The 21843-nt window shown below is 63.7% G+C and carries 20 protein-coding genes; 8 read left to right on the top strand and 12 right to left on the bottom strand.

Annotation, left to right across the window (positions count from 1 at the left end; all coding sequences use genetic code 11):
- The first annotated feature begins 120 nt into the window (after positions 1-120).
- Both DLM46_RS18795 and DLM46_RS18800 read left to right on the top strand, forming a co-directional pair.
- Positions 121-1797, top strand: coding sequence for a methyl-accepting chemotaxis protein (locus tag DLM46_RS18795; protein WP_115102423.1), 1677 nt, complete (start codon positions 121-123; stop codon positions 1795-1797).
- 18 nt (positions 1798-1815) lie between these two features.
- Positions 1816-2436 carry a DUF924 family protein gene (locus DLM46_RS18800; protein WP_115102425.1) on the top strand — a complete coding sequence of 207 codons (621 nt, stop codon included), beginning with the start codon at positions 1816-1818 and terminating at the stop codon, positions 2434-2436.
- Between the two features lie 42 nt (positions 2437-2478).
- On the opposite strand, the gene DLM46_RS18805 is transcribed toward DLM46_RS18800, so the two are convergent.
- From DLM46_RS18805 to DLM46_RS18855, 11 genes are all read right to left on the bottom strand, one after another.
- The gene (locus DLM46_RS18805) at positions 2479-4464 is read right to left on the bottom strand and encodes an ArnT family glycosyltransferase (RefSeq protein WP_115102428.1); all 1986 of its coding nucleotides are present in this window, start codon (positions 4462-4464) and stop codon (positions 2479-2481) included.
- 264 nt (positions 4465-4728) lie between these two features.
- Positions 4729-5475, bottom strand: coding sequence for an SDR family oxidoreductase (locus DLM46_RS18810; protein ID WP_115102430.1), 747 nt, complete (start codon positions 5473-5475; stop codon positions 4729-4731).
- Positions 5476-5550: 75 nt separating this feature from the next.
- A complete protein-coding gene (locus tag DLM46_RS18815) occupies positions 5551-6135 on the bottom strand; it encodes an LOG family protein (RefSeq protein ID WP_115102432.1) in 585 nt (194 codons plus the stop codon).
- 2 nt (positions 6136-6137) lie between these two features.
- Positions 6138-6863 (bottom strand): TetR/AcrR family transcriptional regulator, encoded by a 726-nt coding sequence (locus DLM46_RS18820; protein ID WP_115102434.1) that lies wholly within the window; start codon positions 6861-6863, stop codon positions 6138-6140.
- A gap of 312 nt (positions 6864-7175) precedes the next feature.
- Complete coding sequence (locus tag DLM46_RS18825; RefSeq protein ID WP_115102599.1) at positions 7176-7901, bottom strand: diacylglycerol kinase; 726 nt, start codon at positions 7899-7901, stop codon at positions 7176-7178.
- Between the two features lie 20 nt (positions 7902-7921).
- The gene (locus DLM46_RS18830) at positions 7922-8953 is read right to left on the bottom strand and encodes a glycosyltransferase family 4 protein (protein WP_115102436.1); all 1032 of its coding nucleotides are present in this window, start codon (positions 8951-8953) and stop codon (positions 7922-7924) included.
- Positions 8954-8983: 30 nt separating this feature from the next.
- Positions 8984-9925 (bottom strand): UDP-2,3-diacylglucosamine diphosphatase, encoded by a 942-nt coding sequence (locus DLM46_RS18835; RefSeq protein WP_115102438.1) that lies wholly within the window; start codon positions 9923-9925, stop codon positions 8984-8986.
- Between the two features lie 348 nt (positions 9926-10273).
- Complete coding sequence (locus DLM46_RS18840) at positions 10274-10795, bottom strand: RDD family protein (protein ID WP_115102441.1); 522 nt, start codon at positions 10793-10795, stop codon at positions 10274-10276.
- Between the two features lie 21 nt (positions 10796-10816).
- Entirely contained in the window at positions 10817-11569 is a 753-nt protein-coding gene (locus tag DLM46_RS18845; RefSeq protein ID WP_115102443.1) for a DUF3106 domain-containing protein, read from the bottom strand.
- A gap of 16 nt (positions 11570-11585) precedes the next feature.
- Positions 11586-12014, bottom strand: a complete 429-nt coding sequence (locus tag DLM46_RS18850) for a DUF3619 family protein (protein ID WP_115102446.1) — start codon at positions 12012-12014, stop codon at positions 11586-11588.
- On the bottom strand, positions 12011-12574 hold the full coding sequence (locus DLM46_RS18855) for an RNA polymerase sigma factor (protein WP_115102448.1): 564 nt from the start codon (positions 12572-12574) through the stop codon (positions 12011-12013). The genes DLM46_RS18850 and DLM46_RS18855 overlap by 4 nt, the downstream gene beginning before the upstream one ends.
- A gap of 363 nt (positions 12575-12937) precedes the next feature.
- Between DLM46_RS18855 and DLM46_RS18860 the strand changes: the two genes are divergently transcribed.
- From DLM46_RS18860 to DLM46_RS18885, 6 genes are all read left to right on the top strand, one after another.
- A complete protein-coding gene (locus tag DLM46_RS18860; protein WP_115102450.1) occupies positions 12938-14701 on the top strand; it encodes an acetolactate synthase 3 catalytic subunit in 1764 nt (587 codons plus the stop codon).
- 125 nt (positions 14702-14826) lie between these two features.
- Positions 14827-15318, top strand: coding sequence for an acetolactate synthase small subunit (ilvN, locus tag DLM46_RS18865; protein WP_011487482.1), 492 nt, complete (start codon positions 14827-14829; stop codon positions 15316-15318).
- 125 nt (positions 15319-15443) lie between these two features.
- Positions 15444-16460: a ketol-acid reductoisomerase gene (gene ilvC, locus DLM46_RS18870; protein WP_115102452.1), complete on the top strand. Its 1017-nt coding sequence runs from the start codon at positions 15444-15446 to the stop codon at positions 16458-16460.
- 129 nt (positions 16461-16589) lie between these two features.
- On the top strand, positions 16590-17228 hold the full coding sequence (locus tag DLM46_RS18875; RefSeq protein ID WP_115102455.1) for a phosphatidylserine decarboxylase: 639 nt from the start codon (positions 16590-16592) through the stop codon (positions 17226-17228).
- A gap of 23 nt (positions 17229-17251) precedes the next feature.
- Entirely contained in the window at positions 17252-18121 is an 870-nt protein-coding gene (gene pssA, locus DLM46_RS18880; RefSeq protein ID WP_115102458.1) for a CDP-diacylglycerol--serine O-phosphatidyltransferase, read from the top strand.
- 400 nt (positions 18122-18521) lie between these two features.
- A complete protein-coding gene (locus DLM46_RS18885) occupies positions 18522-20069 on the top strand; it encodes a 2-isopropylmalate synthase (RefSeq protein ID WP_115102460.1) in 1548 nt (515 codons plus the stop codon).
- A gap of 124 nt (positions 20070-20193) precedes the next feature.
- On the opposite strand, the gene DLM46_RS18890 is transcribed toward DLM46_RS18885, so the two are convergent.
- Positions 20194-21783 carry a SulP family inorganic anion transporter gene (locus tag DLM46_RS18890; RefSeq protein ID WP_115102600.1) on the bottom strand — a complete coding sequence of 530 codons (1590 nt, stop codon included), beginning with the start codon at positions 21781-21783 and terminating at the stop codon, positions 20194-20196.
- Positions 21784-21843: the final 60 nt, after the last annotated feature.

Here is a 21843-nt window from a genome sequence, read left to right on the forward strand (position 1 = left end):
TGGTTGGCATGAAGGCGGGCGGCGTTAAAGATCGCCGACGTTTATGCCGTAGACCCGGAGAGATAAGAAGCAATGCCGGAACCGACCTTTCCGGCAGTTCGACACGTGGGGACGAGGAATATGAAAGCAGTTTCGCTGAGTGGCCAGACGGGCGCGGGGTTCGTACCGGTTGGGGAAGCGGCGGGCGAGCCGCAATCGCGTGGGCAGGGCGGCCGGGCGCGCGCCGTACGGCTCAAGGGCCTGTCGGTGAAGGCGATGTTGCGCCTTGCGTTTGCCGTGTTGCTGATCGGCACGCTCGCGATCGGCGTGTTCTCGCTGACCCAGATCAGCCGGCTGAACGATTCCACGCAGTCGATCTACGACCAGGGGCATGTCGCTAGCCGCGCCGCCGAAGAGGCGCGCGGCTACATGCTGCGCGCGAGCCGCGCGCAAAAAATGCTGCTGACCGCGACCACCGCGAAGGAGCGCGACGAACTGGGCGCGGACATCGACAAGGGCCTGAGCGGTCTTGCCGCGCAACTCGGCACGCTGCAGCAGTACGTCGACGCTTCCGACGCCAAGGTCGTCGATCAGCAGAAGAAATTCGCCGCTGCCGTCGCGACGTGGAGCGCTCATCTGCGCGATTTCGTGACGCTGGTGAAAGCGCAGCCGCTCGATCTGTCGCAGATGAACTGGCAGGTCGGCACGCAGGACGTGTCGTTGCTGGTCGAAACCGGCAAGCTCGAAAAACTCGTCGACGAACTCGTCGCGCAGCGCGGCACGGCGGCGAAGGCCACCATCGAGGCGTCCGGCTTTATCTACCACTCGTCGTTCGTGATGATGGCGGTCATGACGATTGCTTTGATCGTGCTGGCGTTCGGCATCAGCGAATGGGTGGTGCGGCGCCTCGCCGCACAACTCGGCGGCGAGCCCGGATACGCGAAGGAGATTGCCAGCCGGATCGCAGCGGGCGATCTGTCGAATCAGATCGCACTAGGCCGCAAGGACAAGTCGAGCATGCTGTATGCGTTGCACGACATGCAGAGCGGCCTCTCGACCACCGTCTCCGATATTGCCGCGAGCGCCGATGCGATTGCGACTGCGTCGGGCGAGATTTCGATGGGCAACCTCGACTTGTCGCAGCGCACCGAGCAACAGGCGATGGCGCTCGAACGGACCGCGAGCAGCATGGAGCAGCTGACCTCGACGGTGCGGCAGAACGCCGACAACGCGAAGCAGGCGAGCACGCTCGCCAATAACGCTTCCGAGATTGCGGAGAAGGGCGGCACGGTGGTGAGCCGCGTGGTCGCCACGATGAATGAGATCAACGATAGTGCGCGGAGTATCGGCGACATCATTGGTGTGATCGAGGGCATTGCGTTTCAGACCAATATTCTGGCGTTGAATGCGGCGGTCGAGGCTGCGCGGGCGGGTGAGGAGGGCCGTGGGTTTTCCGTGGTCGCCGCCGAAGTGCGGAATCTGGCGCAGCGCAGTGCGGCGGCTGCCAAGGAGATCAAGGGGCTGATCAATACCTCGGTCGAGCGGGTGAGTAACGGGTCGACTTTGGCACAGGACGCCGGGCAGACGATGGACGAAGTCGTCAAAGCCGTGAAGCGCGTCACCGATATCATGGGGGAGATTTCGGCCGCTTCTTCCGAGCAGAGTGCCGGGATTGAAGAGATCAACCTTGCGGTGACGCAGATGGATTCCGGTACGCAGCAGAATGCAGCTCTTGTGGAGCAGGCTACTGCGGCTGCCCGCTCGCTGGACGATCAGGCGCGAGGGTTGAAGTTGATGGTGGGGAAGTTCAGGTTATAAAAACCGAAGCCGCTGCAAATGAAAATCTTCTCAACAGCGGCGGACTACGCCGCGCTCGATCCGCACGCCCGCGCAGTATTGGACTGCTGGTTCGGCGCGCCGGACTCGCCTACCTTCGGCCAGGAGCGGAAGCGCTGGTTTTCCCGCGATACAGCGTTCGACGCGATGCTGCTGGAACGCTTCGGCAACCTGATCGACGCAGCCCGCGATCAGGACGCCCTCGACAGCTGGAAAGAAACGCCGCTCGGCGCATTGGCGCTGATCATCATCCTCGATCAATTCTCCCGCAACTGTCACCGCAACACGCCTCGCGCTTTCGCCGCGGATCAAAAGGCGCTGCGCGCCGCGCAACACATGATCGCAACCGGCGGCGACCGCTTGTTGCCGACCGTGCAACACCGCGCATTCGCCTATCTGCCGTTCGAACACGACGAAACCCTCGCCAGCCAGCACGAATCGCTGCGTCTTTTCAAGCAGCTCGCCACCGAACCGGGCGGCGAGTCCTACTACTCATTCGCGCTCAGACACGCGCAAGTCATCGAGCGCTTCGGACGTTTTCCCCATCGCAACGCGATACTTGCACGGCCTTCGACAGCTGAAGAAATCGCCTTCCTGCAAAAACCCGGTTCCTCGTTCTGAGCCGATGGAGTCCACGGCTCATCGCTGCGCCGGCGAAGCGCTTCAGTTGCCCCGTGCGGCCGGCGCTGGCGTGCGCACGAACACACGCAACAGTTCGTCGTCATCGCCCGGACGCGCGCCTGACCAGAACAGGCGCCAATCGCCCGGCGGCGTGCGGGCATTGTCCCGGCGGCTCTGCTCGATCAGCCAGGTGCATGCCGTCGTTTCGGTATTCTTCGTCGGCTGATGCTCGATGCCGGTGTAGTAGTACAGCATCGGCGCTTCCGATTCGCCCAGGCCGTGACTGGCCATGCAATCGCCGTCTTTCCATTCGATATTCACACGCGCGCCAAGGCTTTCGAACACCGAACGATAGCTCTTCCCATAGTCGAGCCATGGCAGCAGCAGCGTGCTCACCAGCCCCCATGCGACGATCGCGCCCGCGCACCAGCTCAGCGCGCCGCGCCATTTGCCGGTGTGCTTGAACACCGGCAGCAGGCACAGCCAACCGAGCGTCAGCAGCAGGCCGGCCGCGATCAGGCCGGGTTTGACCGGCATCACCCAGTCGAGCGGCAACCAGCGGCCAAGCCGGTGCAGCGACCCGTGGGCGTCGACCGGGCGGCTCATGATCGACCAGACGATCCACGCAAGCGCCGCCACGCTGCCGAACAGCACTCGGCTTACCCTGTCCCAGCCTGTGTGCAGACGCTGCGGCAGCTTTTCGACACCCTGCATCGCCAGCAGCGCAAGCGGCGCGATGAACGGGAGGATGTACAGCTCACGAACCGTCGCCGAGTTTTGCAGCACCGCAAAGCCGGTGCCGGCAAAGATCACGGGCAGCGCCACGCGTGGATCGCGCCAGCGGCGCCACGCACCGCCCGCGAGCGCAGCCAACGCGAGCGGCACGACTGGAAAGCCGACGCTCAGCACAGTGCGAAGCACGAACAGGTGGCTTTCGTTTTCGGAGCCGAGTTCCGCCACCGAAAAGCCGAAGAAGCGGCCGACGTTGTTGTCCCACAGCCAGACCCTGAAGAGCGCTTCGGAGCGCAGATAGAGGCAGATCGGCCAGATCAGCGCGAACGGCGCGCAGACGAGGGCGGCCATGCCGAGCGCGCCTGCGAAGCTGCCGCTGCGGCAGACGGGATAGAGCAGCAGCATCGCGAAGGTGGTCGCGCCGAACACCAGCGGCACGAACAGGCCTTTGGCGAGCAGCGACACGCCGACGCCGGCGCCGAGCATCGCTGCGGCGCCCAGCATGGCGTGGCGTCGGCGGCGTTCGTCGACCGGCGGCAGCTGGGCTTCATCGCGTAGATGCAACAGCACCAGCTCGAACAGCCCGCAGAACCCGAGCGCGGCGCCGGCCATCAGTGCGACGTCGGTCATCATGTCATGAACGTGTTTGATGACGACGAGCGTGCTCGCGAACAATGCGAGCGTGGCGATCACGCGCACATCGAGCCAGCGCGACGCGTCGACCGCGCGGCGGGCGACACGCGCGGTGTAGTAGACGGTCAATCCGGCGAACAGCGCGCTCGCGAGGCGCGCCGCATCGTGCAACGGCAGGTAGCGGCCGAACATCCAGGCGAGTCCCGCGGCGACCCAGTCGTAGATCGGCGGTTTTTCGACGAAAGGCTGGCCGGCGTTGGTCGGCACGATCAGATCGCCGGTCACGAGCATGTGCTGGATGATGCCGAACGTGTAAGTCTCGTCCTGTTTCCACGGCTCGTGGCCCAGGATGCCGGGCAGGAGCCATGCGCACAGGATCGCGAGCGCGGCGAGCCACATCAACGGCCGCGCGGCGCTGAGCGCGCGCAGGCGCGCAGCGCCACGCGAGATGCGGTCGGCGGCGCTCGCGGGAGGCGCCGGTTCCGCGGTCGCGGCGCTCGCACTCGCCGTTGCAGCAGCGGCGCGGTCCAACGAGCCCGCGTCGCTGTCGGCGGCGGACGCCGAAGCAGCGCGCGTGCGCTCCTGCGCAGTATCGGCAGCCTCGGCCGACGCTGCGGCTGAGGCGTGCCCCGTGCGCCAGCGCGCAGATGGCTTTTCGTGCATGAAGATCTCTGGTCACCGGACGCGGCGGCGTGGGCCGCGAACCTATGCTTTGACTGTGCGTCGCATGCGGCGACATACGTTCCGCCGCGATTGTAGCCCCAGTTTATTGCGGTCGATGACGGAAAAAGTGCGGGTAAGGGGTGTTTTCGAACATAGGGAGTCGATTCCGCGTCGGATCGACGGGAATTCGTACTTGAGCAGGGAGGAGCGGCCGCGGCAGCGGCCCGCGGCTCAGAGGCGAGGTAGTTGTGAAGACGAGGGCGCTCAGCGTCCGCCGGTGACGTCGAGCAGCGCGCCCGTCACGTACGAGGCGGCATCGCTCAGCAACCAGACGATCGTCTCGGCGACTTCGTCGGCACTGCCGGGACGGCCGAGCGGCGTTTGCGCGCCCAGTTGGGCTGCGCGCTCAGGCTTGCCGCCGCTCGCGTGGATTTCGGTGTCGATCAGGCCAGGACGCACGGCATTCACGCGTACGCCCTGCGGGCCGACTTCTTTGGCGAGGCCGATCGTCATCGTGTCGACGGCGCCTTTCGAGCCCGCGTAATCGACATATTCGTTCGGCGAGCCCAGGCGCGCCGCCGCCGACGAGATATTCACGATCGCGCCGCCCGCGCCGCCGCGGTCTTTCGACATCCGGCGCGCGGCTTCGCGCGCGCACAGATAGGCGCCGAGCACGTTGACGTCGAACAGGCGCTTCAGTCGCGCCAGCTCCATATCGGCGAGCTGCATCGATGGCGCGACGATGCCGGCATTGTTGACGAGCGCATCGACCCGGCCGAAGGTTCGCTCGAGCGCATCGAACATCGCGATCACATTGGCTTCGTCGGCGACGTCGCCGGCGATCGTCAGTGCGCGGCCGCCTGCGCGCTCCACTTCGGCGGCGGTTTCCTGCGCGGCCGCGAGGTTATGCGCATAGTTCACCCCGACCGACCAGCCGCGCGCGCCCAGCAGAAGCGCGGTTGCGCGGCCAATGCCGCGGCTGCCACCGGTGATCAGAACGGCTTTCGTCATCGCAACCTCATCGTGTGAACGCAGCCCGTGCAGGACGCGCGGACTATTCGGCGCCCGCGACGCGGGCCGTAGCCCTCAAACCTCTTCGCGTTTGAGGGCCCATTTGTCGCTGACCGGCGGCTGATAGCCCTGGAGCCTCGCGATCAGCGCGACAGGATCGGCATCGATTTGCAGGATGTCGAAGTAGGTCTGCCGCATGAAGCCTTCGTCCACCGTGTGCTGGAGCAGACTGATCAGCGGATCGTAGAAGCCGTCGATATTCAGCAGTGCCACCGGCTTCTGGTGATAGCCCAGCTGCGCCCACGTGTAGACCTCGAACAGCTCTTCGAGCGTGCCCGCGCCACCCGGCAGTGCGACGAACCCGTCGGCCAGGTCGGCCATCATCTTCTTGCGCTGATGCATGTCGGGTACGACATGCAGTTCGGTCAGGCCGTTATGGCCGACTTCCTTGTTGACCAGCAGCTCGGGAATCACGCCGATCGCGCGGCCGCCTTCAGCCATCACGGTATCGGCAATCACGCCCATCAGGCCCACCTTGCCGCCGCCGTACACCAGCGCGAGATCGGCTTCGACCAGCGCCCGGCCGAACGCTTGCGCGGCTTCGGCGTACCGCGGTTTGGCTCCGTCGGAGGAGCCGCAAAACACACACACCGACTTCATGCTCACACGTCCTTCGGTTCGTTACGGGGCGCGGCGCCTTCCTTGGGCGGCAGGTAATCGTAGAACTCGCGCTTGGGCAGCTTGCCCGACACGAGATCGTCGAAAATCTGCCGCGAGCGGCCGCGCAGATAAGGCGCCATCAGCGAAACGATCTGCACGCTCACCTGATGCAGTTCCGCGCGAATCGTTTCCTGCTCGTTGTACTTGCGCGGATTCATCACGAACTGGTACGACAGCCAGTAAGTTGCGATCACACCGATGTTGGTCGCGATCACGTGCAGTTCTTCGGGGGTGGCGACCATTTCGCCGTCGGCCACGAGCTGCTCGCAGAACTGGCTCGCAAAGCGCACCTTGTGGCTGATGATCTGCTTGAAGTGTGTTTCGAGCGTGCGGTTGCGCGCCAGCAGGTCGTTCAGGTCACGATACAGGAAGCGATAGCGCCAGGTGAAATCGACCATGTACTGCAGGTACGACCACATTTCGTCGATGGTGGCGCGGTGGTCGTCGGGGAAACGCAGACGCTTTTCGATCTCCTGCTCGAACTGGCTGAAGATGCTGTTGATGATGTCGTCTTTGTTGCGGAAGTGGTAGTACAGGTTGCCTGGACTGATTTCCATTTCCTCGGCGATCGTCGTCGTGGTGACGTTCGGCTCGCCGATTTCGTTGAACAGTTTCAACGACAGTTCGAGGATCCGTTCGCGGGTGCGGCGGGGAGGTTTGGCTTCCATGTCGTCCGGCCCTGGTTACGCCGGGCTGGATGCGTGGCGGCGTGCCGCTCTAGCGAGATCCATCCGGACGCGGTTGGTATAATTGAGCGCCCCAAACCTGTCGCTGCGCGACAGGCTCTCCGACGGGGCAATCCCTCCATCCCCCAAGGGGACTTCCTTCGGGGCGGAGGACTCCTGCGGAGCGGAAAACCTGGGGCGGCCCAGCGTTTTCTTGTGAGACTATCAGACGATTATAAACCGGGCGTTCTAATTCCAAACCGGTACTCAGGGTTTTCATTCTTTGGGACGCTGGGCCATCGCGCAGCACCGGCGTTACAGCCATGCCTTGACCCAATGCACGACGAGCGGCCCGACGATCAACCCCCACGTCATCACGCACATGCCGAGCGCGACCATCACCGCGGCGCTGCCGAGATCCTTCGCGCGCCGCGACAGTTCGTGGCGTTCAAGCGAAATGCGGTCGATGGCCGCTTCGACGCTCGAATTCAGCAACTCGACGATCAGCACCAGCAGCACCGAGCCGAGCAACAACACACGCGACACGGGATCGACCGGCACCAGCACGCCGCACGGAAGCAGGATCGCGGCGAGCGTCAGTTCCTGGCGGAACGCGCTTTCCTCGCGGATCGCGACGCGAAAGCCGGCCAGCGAATTTTTCATCGCGTGCCATGCGCGGGTCAGGCCGCGATTGCCCTTGTAGGGATTGAAGGGCAGTGGCGCGAGCGGATCGTCTGGACTGAGCGGCTCGTGGTGGGTTTCGCTTGCGCGGTTCATGCCGCTCGCATCGCCGGCGCGGTGAGTGCTGTCGGTGCCGCGTGTCTCGCTGGCGCCCCTCACACCGCCTGTGCGGTTTGCGCCGATGGCGCCGCTCGCGTGATTCGCTGCGCGCTGCTCATCGTGTTCGAGCACGTCGTCGAACGGTTCGATGCTGGGCGCATCGGTATCGGCGCCGGTATTTGTGTCCGTATTCGCGTTGTCACGCACGGCGTGCAATGCGCCATGCGCCTTGCGCGCCACGGTGGAGTGTCTGGTTCGCATAAGCGGCTCGGCGCGCCGCGTCATGCGGCGGCGCTTTCCTCGCTGTACGACGTGCGCGGCAGCGGCTTCAGATGCGCCGCGAACTGCTCGGACGCGGCCGCCCACGAGAAGCGCTCGGCCCACGCGCGCGCATGGCTGCGCTCGATCTTCAACGCTTCGAGGCAGGCTTCGCGCAAGTCTTCGTGCATCGCGCCCGCGCCGCCGTCGCCCAGCACGTCGATCGGACCCGTCACCGGATAAGCCGCGACCGGCGTGCCGCAGGCCAGCGCTTCGAGCAGCACGAGGCCGAAGGTATCGGTGCGGCTCGGGAACACGAACACGTCGGCGGCCGCGTAGACCTTGGCCAGCTCGGCCTGCGTGAGCACGCCGAGGTAATTCGCTTGCGGATAGCGCGACTTCAGTTCGGCGAGCGCGGGGCCTTCGCCCGCGACCCACTTCGAGCCGGGCAGATCGAGCTTCAGAAACGCCTCGACGTTCTTCTCGACGGCCACGCGTCCCACGTACAGGAAGATCGGCCGCGCCGTGTTGAGCACCTTCGAGTCCATCTGGTGAAAGATGTCGAGGTCGACGCCGCGTGTCCACAGCACCACGTTCGTGAAGCCGTACTTTTCGAGGTCGCTTTTGACCACGGGCGTCGGCGCCATCACCGCCAGCGACGGCTTGTGGAACCAGTGCAGAAACTTGTAGGTCGCCGCCAGCGGAATGCCGAAGCGCGCCTGCACGTACTCGGGAAAGCGCGTGTGATAGGCGGTCGTGAACGGCAGCTTGTGCTGGATCGCATAGGCGCGCGCGGCCATGCCGAGCGGGCCTTCGGTGGCGATGTGCAGCGCGTCGGGGGCGAACGCGTCGATCCGCTCGCGCAACTTGCGGCGCGGCAGCAGCGACAGGCGGATCTCAGGATAGGTCGGGCAAGGGATCGTCCTGAATTCGAGCGGCGTCAGCAGATCGACGTGGTGGCCGAGCGCGGTGAGTTCGCGCGTGGTGTTTTTCAGCGTGCGCACGACGCCATTGACCTGCGGTTCCCATGCGTCGGTGACGATCATGATCTTCATCGATTTCGGCCCAATAGAAGTGGAGAGGGACTACGCGGTCGCCCGGGCCTTTTGCGCGCCGGCTTCCGGCGCGCGCATCACGGTCCAGTAGATCACCTTGAGTTCGCCTTCGTAAGTTTCGGCGAGCGCCGACAGGCTCTCGACCCAGTCGCCGTCATTGCAATAGAGTACTCCGTCGATCTCGCGGATTTCGGCTTTGTGGATGTGCCCGCAGACCACGCCGTCGCAGCCGCGGCGGCGCGCTTCGTCGGTCATCACGCGTTCGAACGACGAGATGAAATTCACCGCGTTCTTCACCTGATGCTTCAGGTATTGCGACAGCGACCAGTACGGGAAGCCGAGCCGGCTGCGGATCCGGTTGAACCAGCGGTTCAGGATCAAGATCATCGTGTAGAGCGTGTCGCCGAGATAGGCGAGCCACTTGGCGTGCTGGATCACGCCGTCGAACAGGTCGCCGTGCACGATCCACAGGCGTTTGCCGGCGAGCGTCGTGTGGAACGCTTCGCCGCGCACGTGGATGTCGCCAAACGCGAGGTCGCAGAACTGGCGCGCGGCTTCGTCGTGGTTGCCGGGCACGTAGACGACCTGGGTGCCTTTGCGGGCTTTGCGCAGCACCTTCTGCACGACGTCGTTGTGCGCCTGCGGCCAGTACCAGCCTTTCTTCAGCTGCCAGCCGTCGATGATGTCGCCGACGAGGTACAGATACTCCGACTCGTTGTGACGCAGGAAGTCGAGCAGATAGGGCGCCTGGCAGCCGCTCGATCCCAGGTGGATGTCGGATAGCCAGATGGTGCGGTAGCGGTGTGTGTCGGCGTGCTCGTCGTCGTGATGGCCGGCGCGCGGGTCGAGCGGCAGCGACGGCGCCGGCAAGGGCCGTCCGTGACTATGGTTGGGTTCCGGGCGGAACGCGACGGGGTCGACGCTCGGGCCGGTCTGGCGGAACAGGGAAGTCGCGGACGTCTTGGGGGCCATGGCTCACGCGTCGAGTTGCGGTGCCCGTATTGCGCCAGTCGCGCGTGACTGTGCCGTGACAGTCACAAGAAGTTCTTATTACGATCGGGCACCGGTCAGACCCGATGGGAGGCGCACAGAGGGATGTTACGCAGGCTGGTGACGGGAAAAAGGGAGCGAAGCGGCGGGGGCAGGCGGCCGGGAGCAGGCGAGAGGGGCAGGCGGAAGGGAGCAGGAGTAAGGGGGCAGGCGTAAGGGGGCAGGCGTAAGGGGGGGCAGGAGTAAGGGGGCAGGCGAAAGGGCGCAAGCGAAAGGGCGCAAGCGAAAGGGAGGAAGCCGCGCCGCGGACGGCAATGCGGCCCGGCCCCCTCAACGCGCGACGCTGATCACGCGTGTTCCGGCGATACGGTCGTGCAGGAATTGGCGCTGCGGATCGAACCGGCCGGTGGCGGCCCACAGCACGAACCAGAGCGCCGCGATCGCGAGCGTCTGAGGCACGGCGAGCCCCAGCAGCGGATGCAACGCGAGCGGCGGCAAAAACCACAACCAGGCCAGCATGTAGCGGATGATCGCGCGGCCGGTGGAGAGCGGTGCTCCGTCAGCGGCGGCGACCCGCAGGCGCCAGGTTTTCATCGGCAGGGTCTGCCCGCCGTGGGTCCAGAACCAGACAAAGTACAGCCCGACCACAAGGCCGATCCATGCCGCGAGAATGTTGTGATGGGTCAGGCCGTTGCGCTGCTGCGTCAAGGTGCTGAACAGATAACCGGCGATAAACACGACGCCGAACAGGATCACCGCTTCATAAAGCAGCGCGGCGAGACGCCGACGCACGGTGGGCGCGGTGGCAGAGGCGCCGGCGGGTGGCGCTGAGGTGGTGAGCGGCTGGGGCACGGGTGTCGGGGGTGGGGCGAATCAGGAGCCGTTGAAGATCGACGGCGCCTCGGACGGCGAAACTGGCACAGGCGTGGCGGGCGCGAAGCTGCCCGCGGCGGGAATGGCCGGCAGCTCCGGGCTCGGCAACGACGCGCCGGCCGCGGCGCTCACCGCGGCGGCACCGCTCGCGCCGTGCTCACGCGCGTTGACCAGGCGGTCGAGCCCTTTGATTTCGCTTCTGCCCGACGGCGGCGCGCTGACTACGCTGGGCCGCCGCTTGTGCTCGCTGGCGGCGAGCCGCTCCTTCTGTTCGTCGGACAGCTGCTGGTAAGCCTTCCATGCGTTCTGGCGGGTTTCGCGCGGCAATTCCTTCGAAACCTGGTAGTTTTCGCGTGCGACGCGCCGCTGATCGGGCGTCATGCGGACCCATTCAGCCATCCGGTCATGCAGGCGCTTTTGTGCGTCGGGCGATAACTTCGAGTAACGCGACGCGATCTTGATCCATTTGCGCTTGCGTTCGTCGCTAAAGGAGTCCCATTGGCTGGCGAACGGCGCGAGCGCCACGCGCTCGGCATTGGTGAGGCGTGCCCATGCCATCGGGCTGTTGCTGCCCGGCAGGCTGGGCAACTCGACGGCGAGGGTCGGGACGGGCACCTTGGCGGTCCCCCCGCCGGCCGCAGGTGCGCTGGCGGTCGACGGGCTCGGATAAAAGCGCGGATAGGTTGCGGCGAACGACACCAGGGCCGCGATCGCACATCCGAAAACAACGGCCAAGCCGCGCTTGTAACTCACCCGAAGAATCTCCCGATCAGTGCGCGCGCGATAAGTACGCGTTGAAACCGTGGTCGAGATAGGCGTTGAGCGGCAGATCGTCGCTCAGCATGGCGGCATCGATGTCGGCGAGTTCGGCGGTGCGCTGCTGGTCCTCCCAGTAGGCAATCGCCACGAGGCTCACGACCAGCGCCGCGAGCGGCCACGCGAGCGCAAACCGGCGCAGCGGCGAGCGGCGGCGCTGCGGCGCATCGAGTTGCTGCATACCGGCCGGCATGCCGGCGCCGGCGAACGCGGGTACGAGCACCGGCGCGCTCACGGTTTCGGGTTTCTTGCGGGCAAGCGCAGCACGGCGCGCCGCGGCGAGTCGATCGACGGCGGCGGACGGAATGCTGGCGGCGTTTTCGTCGAGCGCGCGGCGCACCTGGCGGGCGAACTCGAGTTCTTTGGTTTCGAGGGAGCTCATAGCGTAATTCCTTTAGCCTTGAGCGCTTGCGCCAGCGTGTGGGTAGCCCGGGAACAGTGCGTTTTCACACTGCCTTCGGAGCAGCCCATCGCGGCGGCAGTCTCGGCGACATCCATATCTTCCCAATAACGCATGAGAAACGCCTCCCGTTGACGTGCCGGTAACTTTTGGATCTCGTCGTCGATTACCTGCAAGACCTGTTCGCGTTCGAGTTTCTGCTCGTTGCTCTCGGTGCCCGCCGAGCCTTGCTGCGCTTCGAATGTTTCGAGCGGGTCGAATTCGTCGTCGTCGGGGTTGCCGAGCGACGAAAACAGACTGACCCAAGTATTGCGCACTTTCTGCCGACGAAAATAGTCGTGCATCGCATTCTGGAGAATACGCTGAAACAAAAGCGGCAGTTCGGCGGCCGGACGGTCGCCGTATTTTTCGGCGAGCTTGATCATCGCGTCCTGCACGATGTCGAGCGAGGCGTCGTCGTCCCGCACGGCGTAGACCGTCTGCTTGAATGCGCGCCTTTCGACGCCCGCCAGAAAATCGGCGAGTTCCTTGTCTGATGCCATCCGTTTGGGGGTCGGCGCAGCGAGCGTGCGCGTAATCGGTCGAAAAATGTCGTAAAACTCGCGGATGCTAACAAACTTTTGCGCCGCTGGGGCGAAACATGCTCTGGCTTGCATCTCTATAACAAGCTTTCGGTCATTTTTCAGCCAGTCCCGAAATAAAGGGGCAGGGCGCCGCGGCAATATTTGCTTGACCGCGCGGGAATCTGCAGATATCGTCGCTGGTTCGCAACATAAGTGAGTTGTCTCAATTGAGGTGTGGCCCAAGAAGCCCGCCTGTCAACTGGACGCGCCGCTTGAACCCGAGCCACAAGCCCGGCAGAGAGCACCCGATCAATTTTTTGCCGAAAATTCGAAAGGTGAATAATGAATATGCCCAGCGCGGAATTCTCCACGTCGGATACGACCACCCCTCCCGAAGCTGACTCTATCGGCGCCACCGTGCTCATGAAGGCACTGGCCGACGAAGACGTCGAGTTTATCTGGGGCTATCCCGGCGGCTCGGTACTCTACATTTACGACGAGCTGTACAAGCAGGACAAATTCCAGCACGTCCTCGTGCGCCACGAACAGGCTGCAGTCCACGCCGCCGACGCCTACGCGCGTTCCACCGGCAAGGTCGGCGTGTGCCTCGTGACCTCCGGCCCCGGCGTCACCAATGCGGTGACCGGCATCGCCACCGCCTACATGGATTCGATCCCGATGGTGGTGATCAGCGGCCAGGTGCCGACTGCCGCGATCGGCCAGGATGCGTTCCAGGAGTGCGATACGGTCGGCATCACGCGTCCCTGCGTGAAGCACAACTTCCTCGTGAAGGACGTGCGCGACCTCGCCGCTACCGTCAAGAAAGCGTTCTACATCGCCCGTACCGGCCGTCCCGGCCCGGTGCTGATCGACATTCCGAAAGATGTGTCGAAGGCGCCTTGCCAGTACGAACCGCTCAAGACCGTTTCGCTGCGCTCGTACAATCCGGTCACGAAAGGCCACTCCGGCCAGATCCGCAAGGCGGTCGCCTTGCTGCTGTCGGCAAAGCGCCCGTACATCTATACCGGCGGCGGCATCATCCTCGCGGATGCATCGCGTGAGCTGAACCAGTTCGCCGATCTGCTCGGCTATCCGGTCACCAACACGCTGATGGGTCTGGGCGGCTACCGCGCGAGCGACAAGAAATTCCTCGGCATGCTCGGCATGCACGGCACGTACGAAGCCAACATGGCGATGCAGCACTGCGACGTGCTGATCGCGATCGGCGCGCGCTTCGACGACCGCGTGATCGGCGACCCGGCGCACTTCGCGTCGCGTCCGCGCAAGATCATCCATATCGACATCGATCCTTCCTCCATCTCCAAGCGCGTCAAGGTCGACATTCCGATCGTCGGCGACGTGAAGGAAGTGCTGAAGGAGCTGATCGAGCAGCTGCAAACGGCCGAGCATGGCCCGGACACCGCGGCGCTCGCCGACTGGTGGAAGGACATCGAAGCCTGGCGTGCGAAAGACTGCCTGAAGTTCGACCGCAAGAGCGACATCATCAAGCCGCAGTACGTGGTGGAAAAGGCGTGGGAGTTGACCGACGGCAATGCCTTCGTGTGTTCCGACGTCGGCCAGCACCAGATGTGGGCGGCGCAGTTCTATCGCTTCAACAAGCCGCGCCGCTGGATCAATTCCGGTGGCCTCGGCACGATGGGCTTCGGCCTGCCGGCGGCGATGGGCGTGAAGATGGCGCACCCGGACGACGACGTGCTCTGCATCACTGGTGAAGGCTCGATCCAGATGTGCATCCAGGAGCTCTCCACCTGCAAGCAGTACGAGACGCCGGTGAAGATCATCTCACTGAACAACCGCTATCTGGGCATGGTGCGCCAGTGGCAGCAGATCGAATACAGCAAGCGCTATTCGCATTCGTACATGGATGCGCTGCCGGATTTCGTGAAGCTCGCCGAGGCGTACGGCCATGTCGGCATGCGTATCGAACGCACCGCGGATGTCGAGCCGGCGCTGAAAGAAGCGCTGCGCCTGAAAGATCGCACGGTGTTTCTCGACTTCCAGACCGATCCGACCGAAAACGTCTGGCCGATGGTTCAGGCCGGCAAGGGCATCACCGAGATGCTCATGGGTTCGGAAGATCTATAACGACCGTTTCTGACGCCGGCTTCGTCACGCACGCCTTCACAAAGGGCCACAGCGGACGAAGCGGCGCGAACCGGCCCGCCTTTATAGACATATCGCGATACATCGACATCTGGAAGAAGCGAAACATGAGACACATCATTTCCGTCCTGCTGGAAAACGAACCGGGCGCGTTGTCACGCGTGGTTGGTCTCTTCTCGGCACGCGGCTACAACATTGAAACCTTGACGGTGGCTCCGACCGAAGACCGTTCGCTGTCGCGCATGACCATCGTCTCCATTGGCTCGGACGACGTGATCGAACAGATCACGAAGCATCTGAACCGCCTGATCGAGGTGGTGAAAGTGGTCGACCTTACCGAGGGCGCCCACATCGAGCGCGAGCTGATGTTGATCAAGGTGAGGGCGGTCGGCAAGGAACGTGAGGAGATGAAGCGGATGTCGGATATTTTCCGCGGCCGCATTATCGACGTCACCGAAAAGACCTACACGATCGAACTGACGGGCGCGAGCGACAAGCTCGATGCCTTCATCGAAGGGATCGACGCCACCGCGATTCTCGAAACCGTCCGTACGGGCAGTTCGGGCATCGGCCGCGGCGAGCGCATTTTGAAGGTCTGACGCGCGCGCGGTTTAATACCGTCTCGATCGAAGCCGGGCAGTGTCTTCAAGAAACCCGGCCAAGCAACACAACATTCGCAGTATTTGAATTTCACTGAATCATCGAATTTAGCCAAGGAACCGACATGAAAGTTTTCTACGACAAGGACGCCGACCTCTCCCTCATCAAGGGCAAGCAAGTCACCATCATCGGCTATGGCTCGCAAGGCCATGCGCACGCACTGAACCTGAGCGAAAGCGGCGTGAAGGTGACGGTCGGTCTGCGCAAGGGCGGCGCATCGTGGAGCAAGGCTGAGAACGCCGGCCTGCAAGTCAAGGAAGTGGCGGAAGCCGTCAAGGGCGCGGACGTCGTGATGATGCTGCTGCCGGACGAGCAGATCGCCGACGTGTACGCGAAGGAAGTCCACGCCAACATTAAGCAAGGCGCTGCGCTCGCATTCGCACACGGCTTCAACGTTCACTACGGCCAAGTGATCCCGCGTGCCGATCTGGACGTCATCATGATCGCGCCGAAGGCACCGGGCCACACGGTTCGCGGCACCTACTCGCAAGGTGGCGGCGTGCCGCACCTGATCGCTGTCGCGCAAGACAAGTCGGGCGCAGCACGTGACATCGCTTTGTCGTACGCAGCAGCGAACGGCGGCGGCCGTGCCGGCATCATCGAAACGAACTTCCGCGAAGAAACCGAAACCGACCTGTTCGGCGAACAAGCCGTCCTGTGCGGCGGTACGGTCGACCTGATCAAGGCCGGCTTCGAAACGCTCGTGGAAGCGGGCTACGCGCCGGAAATGGCGTACTTCGAGTGCCTGCATGAACTGAAGCTGATCGTCGACCTGATCTACGAAGGCGGCATTGCGAACATGAACTACTCGATCTCGAACAACGCCGAATACGGCGAGTACGTGACGGGTCCGCGCATCGTGACGGCTGAAACGAAGAAGGCGATGAAGCAGGTGCTGACGGACATCCAGACCGGCGAGTACGCAAAGAGCTTCATCATCGAAAACAAGGCCGGCGCACCGACGCTGCAATCGCGCCGCCGTCTGACGGCCGAGCACCAGATCGAACAGGTCGGTTCGAAGCTGCGCGCGATGATGCCGTGGATCGCGAAGAACAAGCTGGTCGATCAATCGAAGAACTAAGCCAGTCTCTGCTTTTGTCCAGCGCGGCGCACTGCCGCGCAAGCGGACAGGTCAAAAAGCCGTCCAAGGGTGCTGAACCCTGGGCGGCTTTTGCTATCCTACGGTTTTACAAAAATACAGAAGCCATCCATGAATTACCCTCATCCGATCATCGCGCGAGAAGGCTGGCCGTTCATCGCCATCGCGGCCGTCGTAGCATTGCTGGTTCATGCCTTCGCGGGGTTCGGCTTTGCATGGCTGTTCTGGCTGATCCTGATCTTCGTGGTGCAGTTCTTCCGCGATCCGGCACGCCCGATTCCGACTCAGGCGAATGCCGTGCTGTGCCCGGCCGACGGCCGCATCGTCGCAGTCGAAACAGCGCATGATCCGTATGCCAACCGTGAGGCGCTGAAGATCAGCGTGTTCATGAACGTTTTCAACGTCCACTCGCAACGCTCGCCGGTGGACGGTGCGATCTCCAAGGTCGAATATTTCCCGGGCGCGTATCTGAACGCGGCGGTGGACAAGGCTTCGCTCGAAAACGAGCGCAACGCGGTGGTGATCGAAATGGCCGGCGGTCAGACGGTGACCTCGGTGCAGATCGCCGGTCTGATTGCGCGTCGTATTCTTTGCTACGTTCGGGCGGGTGAGCCGCTCACGCGTGGTCAACGTTATGGATTCATCCGGTTTGGCTCGCGCGTCGACGTGTATCTGCCGGTGGGCAGCCGTCCGCGGGTGTCGATCGGCGAGAAGGTTTCCGCGTCGTCCACGATCCTCGCTGAACTATAAAGCGGCACAAAGGAGGTTTTCCGATGGCCGCATTCAAACCGCGTCGACCCCGCAGCAATGGACCGCTGCCGCGTCCGTTTCGCCGCAACAAGCCGATCGTGGCGGAGCCTTCCGCAGTCGACAGCCGGCGCGCGCAGCGTCAGCAGTTCCTGAGAAAGCGTGGCATTTATCTGCTGCCGAACGCGTTCACCACCGCGGCGCTCTTCTGCGGCTTCTTCGCCGTGGTGCAGGCAATGAACGTGCGCTTCGAAGTCGCGGCCATCGCGATCTTTGTCGCCATGGTGCTCGACGGCATGGACGGCCGCGTCGCCCGCATGACGCATACGCAGAGCGCCTTCGGCGAACAGTTCGACAGCCTGTCGGACATGGTGTCGTTCGGCGTGGCGCCGGCACTCGTGATGTACGAGTGGGTCCTGAAGGATCTGGGCCGCTGGGGCTGGCTTGCGGCGTTCGTCTACTGTTCGGGGGCGGCGTTGCGTCTTGCGCGCTTCAATACGAACATCGGCGTGGTCGACAAGCGCTTCTTCCAGGGCATGCCGAGTCCGGCCGCGGCGGCGCTGATTGCCGGTTTCGTGTGGCTCGCCACCGATAACCGCGTGCCCCTCAAGCTGGTGTGGCTGCCGTGGGTTGCTTTTGTGCTGACCATCTACGCCGGTGTGACGATGGTGTCGAACGCGCCCTTCTATAGCGGCAAGGCGCTCGACGTGCGGCATCGCGTGCCGTTCGGCGTGATTCTGCTGGTGGTGGTCGCGTTCGTGCTGGTGTCGTCCGATCCGCCGCTGATGCTGTTCGGCCTGTTCGTGCTGTATGGTCTGTCGGGCTATGCGTTCTGGGGCTATCAGGCGATGCGCGGCAGGGCGAATCCGGCGCGCTCGGTGCAACGCGACAGGTAGGCGCGGCGAGTCGGTGTGACAAGTAAGCGTGGCAACTGAGTCTGGCAAGTTGGCGCGGCATCACATTCGTGTGCCGGGATGGAAAAACGGCGGCCTTCGGGCCGCCGTTTTTCCTGGTGCGAGCGACGCCCGAGGCCGCCCGGAGGCAGGTGTGACGCCAATTGCACGACGGGGGGAATGCCGCTATAGTCGTTGGATGACTGCGTTCACGCTCTCCGGCAAGTATCAACAAGCGTTTCAACGTGCGCCGCTAGGCGCGCCAGCGCTAGTGCGTCTACCGCGCTGATCGTTTTCGCCCTCCGTCTGCCTCGTCTGTGGTTGAGCGTCGCCAGCGGTGGCGCAAACACCCGAATTCCAATATCCGATCCCCACAATTGACCGACTCCTCAGGAGACCCGACATGGCCGACAAACTGATCATATTCGACACGACTTTGCGTGACGGCGAACAATCGCCCGGTGCGTCGATGACGAAAGAAGAAAAAATCCGCATCGCGAAGCAGCTGGAGCGGATGAAGGTGGACGTGATCGAAGCAGGCTTCGCGGCCAGCTCGAACGGTGACTTCGATTCGATCCACACCATTGCGGGACTGATCAAGGACAGCACGATCTGTTCGCTCGCCCGCGCCAACGACAAAGACATCCAGCGCGCCGCTGACGCGCTCAAGCCCGCTGATCGTTCCCGCATCCACACGTTCATCGCAACGTCGCCGCTGCACATGGAAAAGAAGCTGCGCATGACGCCGGATCAGGTATTCGAGCAGGCGAAGCTGGCCGTGCGCTTCGCGCGCAAGTTCACTGACGACGTCGAGTTTTCGCCGGAAGACGGCAGCCGCTCGGATATGGATTTCCTGTGCCGCGTGCTGGAAGCCGTGATCGCGGAAGGCGCGACCACCATCAATATCGCGGACACGGTCGGCTATGGCGTGCCGGAGCTGTACGGCCAGCTCGTGAAGACGTTGCGCGAGCGCATTCCGAACTCGCATAAGGCGGTGTTCTCCGTGCATTGCCATAACGACCTCGGCATGGCAGTGGCGAACTCGCTGGCCGGCGTGAAGATCGGCGGCGCGCGTCAGGTCGAGTGCACGATCAACGGTCTCGGCGAGCGCGCGGGCAATACGTCGCTCGAAGAAATCGTGATGGCCGTGAAGACTCGCAAGGATTACTTCGGCCTCGATATCGGTCTCGATACGACGCAGATCGTGCCAGCATCGAAACTGGTGTCGCAGATCACCGGTTTTGTCGTGCAGCCGAACAAGGCAGTGGTCGGTGCGAACGCGTTTGCGCACGCGTCGGGCATCCATCAGGACGGCGTGCTGAAAGCGCGCGACACCTATGAAATCATGCGTGCCGAAGATGTGGGCTGGAGCGCGAACAAGATCGTGCTCGGCAAGCTGTCGGGTCGCAACGCATTCAAGCAGCGTCTGCAGGAACTGGGCATCGCGCTCGATAGCGAAGCCGAGCTGAACACGGCATTCGCGCGCTTCAAGGAACTGGCCGACCGCAAGGCTGAAATCTTCGACGAAGACATCATCGCGATCGTGACCGAGGAATCGGCCGAGGCGCAGGAAAAGGAGCACTACAAGTTCCTGTCGCTGTCGCAGCATTCGGAAACCGGCGAGCAGCCGCACGCGAAGGTCGTGTTCTCCGTGGAAGGCAAGGAAGTGACCGGCGAAGCGCGCGGCAACGGTCCGGTCGATGCCACGCTCAATGCGATCGAAACGGAAGTCGGCAGCGGCTCGGAATTGCTGCTGTATTCGGTCAACGCGATTACCACCGGTACGCAGGCGCAGGGCGAAGTGACCGTGCGGCTGTCGAAGAGTGGGCGCATCGTCAACGGCGTGGGCACCGATCCGGACATCGTCGCGGCTTCCGCGAAGGCCTATATCTCGGCGCTCAACAAGCTCTATTCGAACGTGGACAAGTTGAATCCGCAACGTTCGGAATGAGGAGGATGCAGGGCGCTGATTGCGTTCCTGCTAACCCGTGATAATCGAAGCCCTGTGCGTTGAAAAGCACGGGGCTTCGTTTTTTTGCGTCGCGTGCTCGATGCAGCGCGTGCGTGTGCTGCCGCTACTCCGCAGCGGTGCGCCGCATCGACCAACCGCGCGCCGCGCGTGCCTGCGCCTGGACCTGATGTCGCACTTCGACGGCGATCTCACGGCGCGGCGCATCGGCGACAAACGCGTCGAGCAGCTCACGCACTTCGTGATCGACGAAATCGGCGCGCGTCGCGTCGACGATCAAAGTCGCGCCATCGGGAATCTGCTGCAGATAGTGCTTCAGCGGCACCTTGCCGAGAAACGACACATCTTTGCGAAACGACAGCAGATAGTGATCGCCGTGCTGCGCGAGCACGATCGGGCTGCGCAGGTTCGCATACAGCGCAAGCAGCACGCTGCACAGAATGCCGAGCAGGATGCCGATCAGCAGATCGGTGGCGAGCACGCCGACCAGCGTGACGATGAACGGTGCAAACGGCGCGAAGCCTTGCCTCGCGACAGCGACGAACAACGACGGCTTGGCCAGCTTGAGACCGGTGAAGATCAGGATCGCCGCAAGGCAGGCCAGCGGAATCAGGTTGATGACGCTGGTGAGCGCAAACACGCTCACCAGCAGCAAAACACCGTGGATGATCGCTGACAGCCGGCTCTGCGCGCCCGCATGCACATTGGCGGAACTGCGCACGATCACCGAGGTGATCGGCAGGCCGCCGATCGCGCCGGCAATCAGATTGCCGATGCCTTGCGCCTTCAACTCGCGATCCGGCGGCGCCGGACGGCGTTGCGGATCAATCTGTTCGACCGCTTCGAGACTGAGCAGCGTCTCCAGACTCGCGACGATCGCGAGCGTAACGGCCACGCGCCAGACGTCGGGATTCACGAGCTGCGCGAAGTGCGGCCCGAAGTCGGCCCATTCCATCGCAACGCTCAACGCGGCGAACGATTCGAGCGGCGGCAGCGCGACGCGATGCTCGGCGGCTGGCGCGATAGACGGCGCCAGCAAGCCGAGCAGCAGGGTCGCGCCGATGCCGAACAAAACCACCGCGAGCGGTGCCGGTACGAGGCGCACCAGCGCGAAGCGGCGCAACGCGCGCGTTTCCCAGCCGGCCAGAATCGCCAGCGACAGCAGCGTGATTGCGCATGCGGCGAGCGAGATCGAGCCGATCGGCGTCGTTACCGTGCCGGCCACGTGGACGGCGGCTTGCGACGCCGATGATGCTGCCGACGCGTGCGGGCCGAACAGCCCGAGCGCAAGCGGGAATTGCTTGACGATCAGCAGCACGCCGATCGCCGCCAGCATGCCTTTGATGACCGGCGACGGCACATAGGCGGCGAACCGGCCGGCCTTCAGCATGCCGAAGCCGAACTGGATCACGCCCGACAGCAAGACGGCCAGCAGGAAAGCGGCAAAGCTGCCGAGTTGCGCGATCCCGTCGACGACGATCACGACGAGGCCCGCCGCCGGGCCGCTCACGCTCAGCCGCGAACCGCTCAGCACGGCCACCACCAGGCCGCCGACGATGCCCGATACCAGCCCGGCGAACGGCTCGACGCCCGATGCATTGGCGATGCCCAGACATAGCGGCAGCGCCACGAGAAAAACGACTGTGCCCGCAAACAGATCGCGCTGAAACGTGGAGAAAAAAGCTCGAAGATTCATGGTGTCGGTGCAGGTGAGTGAGTGTGTCTTGTGTGCGAGCAAAGCCGGCAACGCGAAATC

Origin of the sequence: Paraburkholderia lacunae (assembly GCF_003353175.1) — a bacterium.
GTDB classification, from domain to species: domain Bacteria; phylum Pseudomonadota; class Gammaproteobacteria; order Burkholderiales; family Burkholderiaceae; genus Paraburkholderia; species Paraburkholderia lacunae.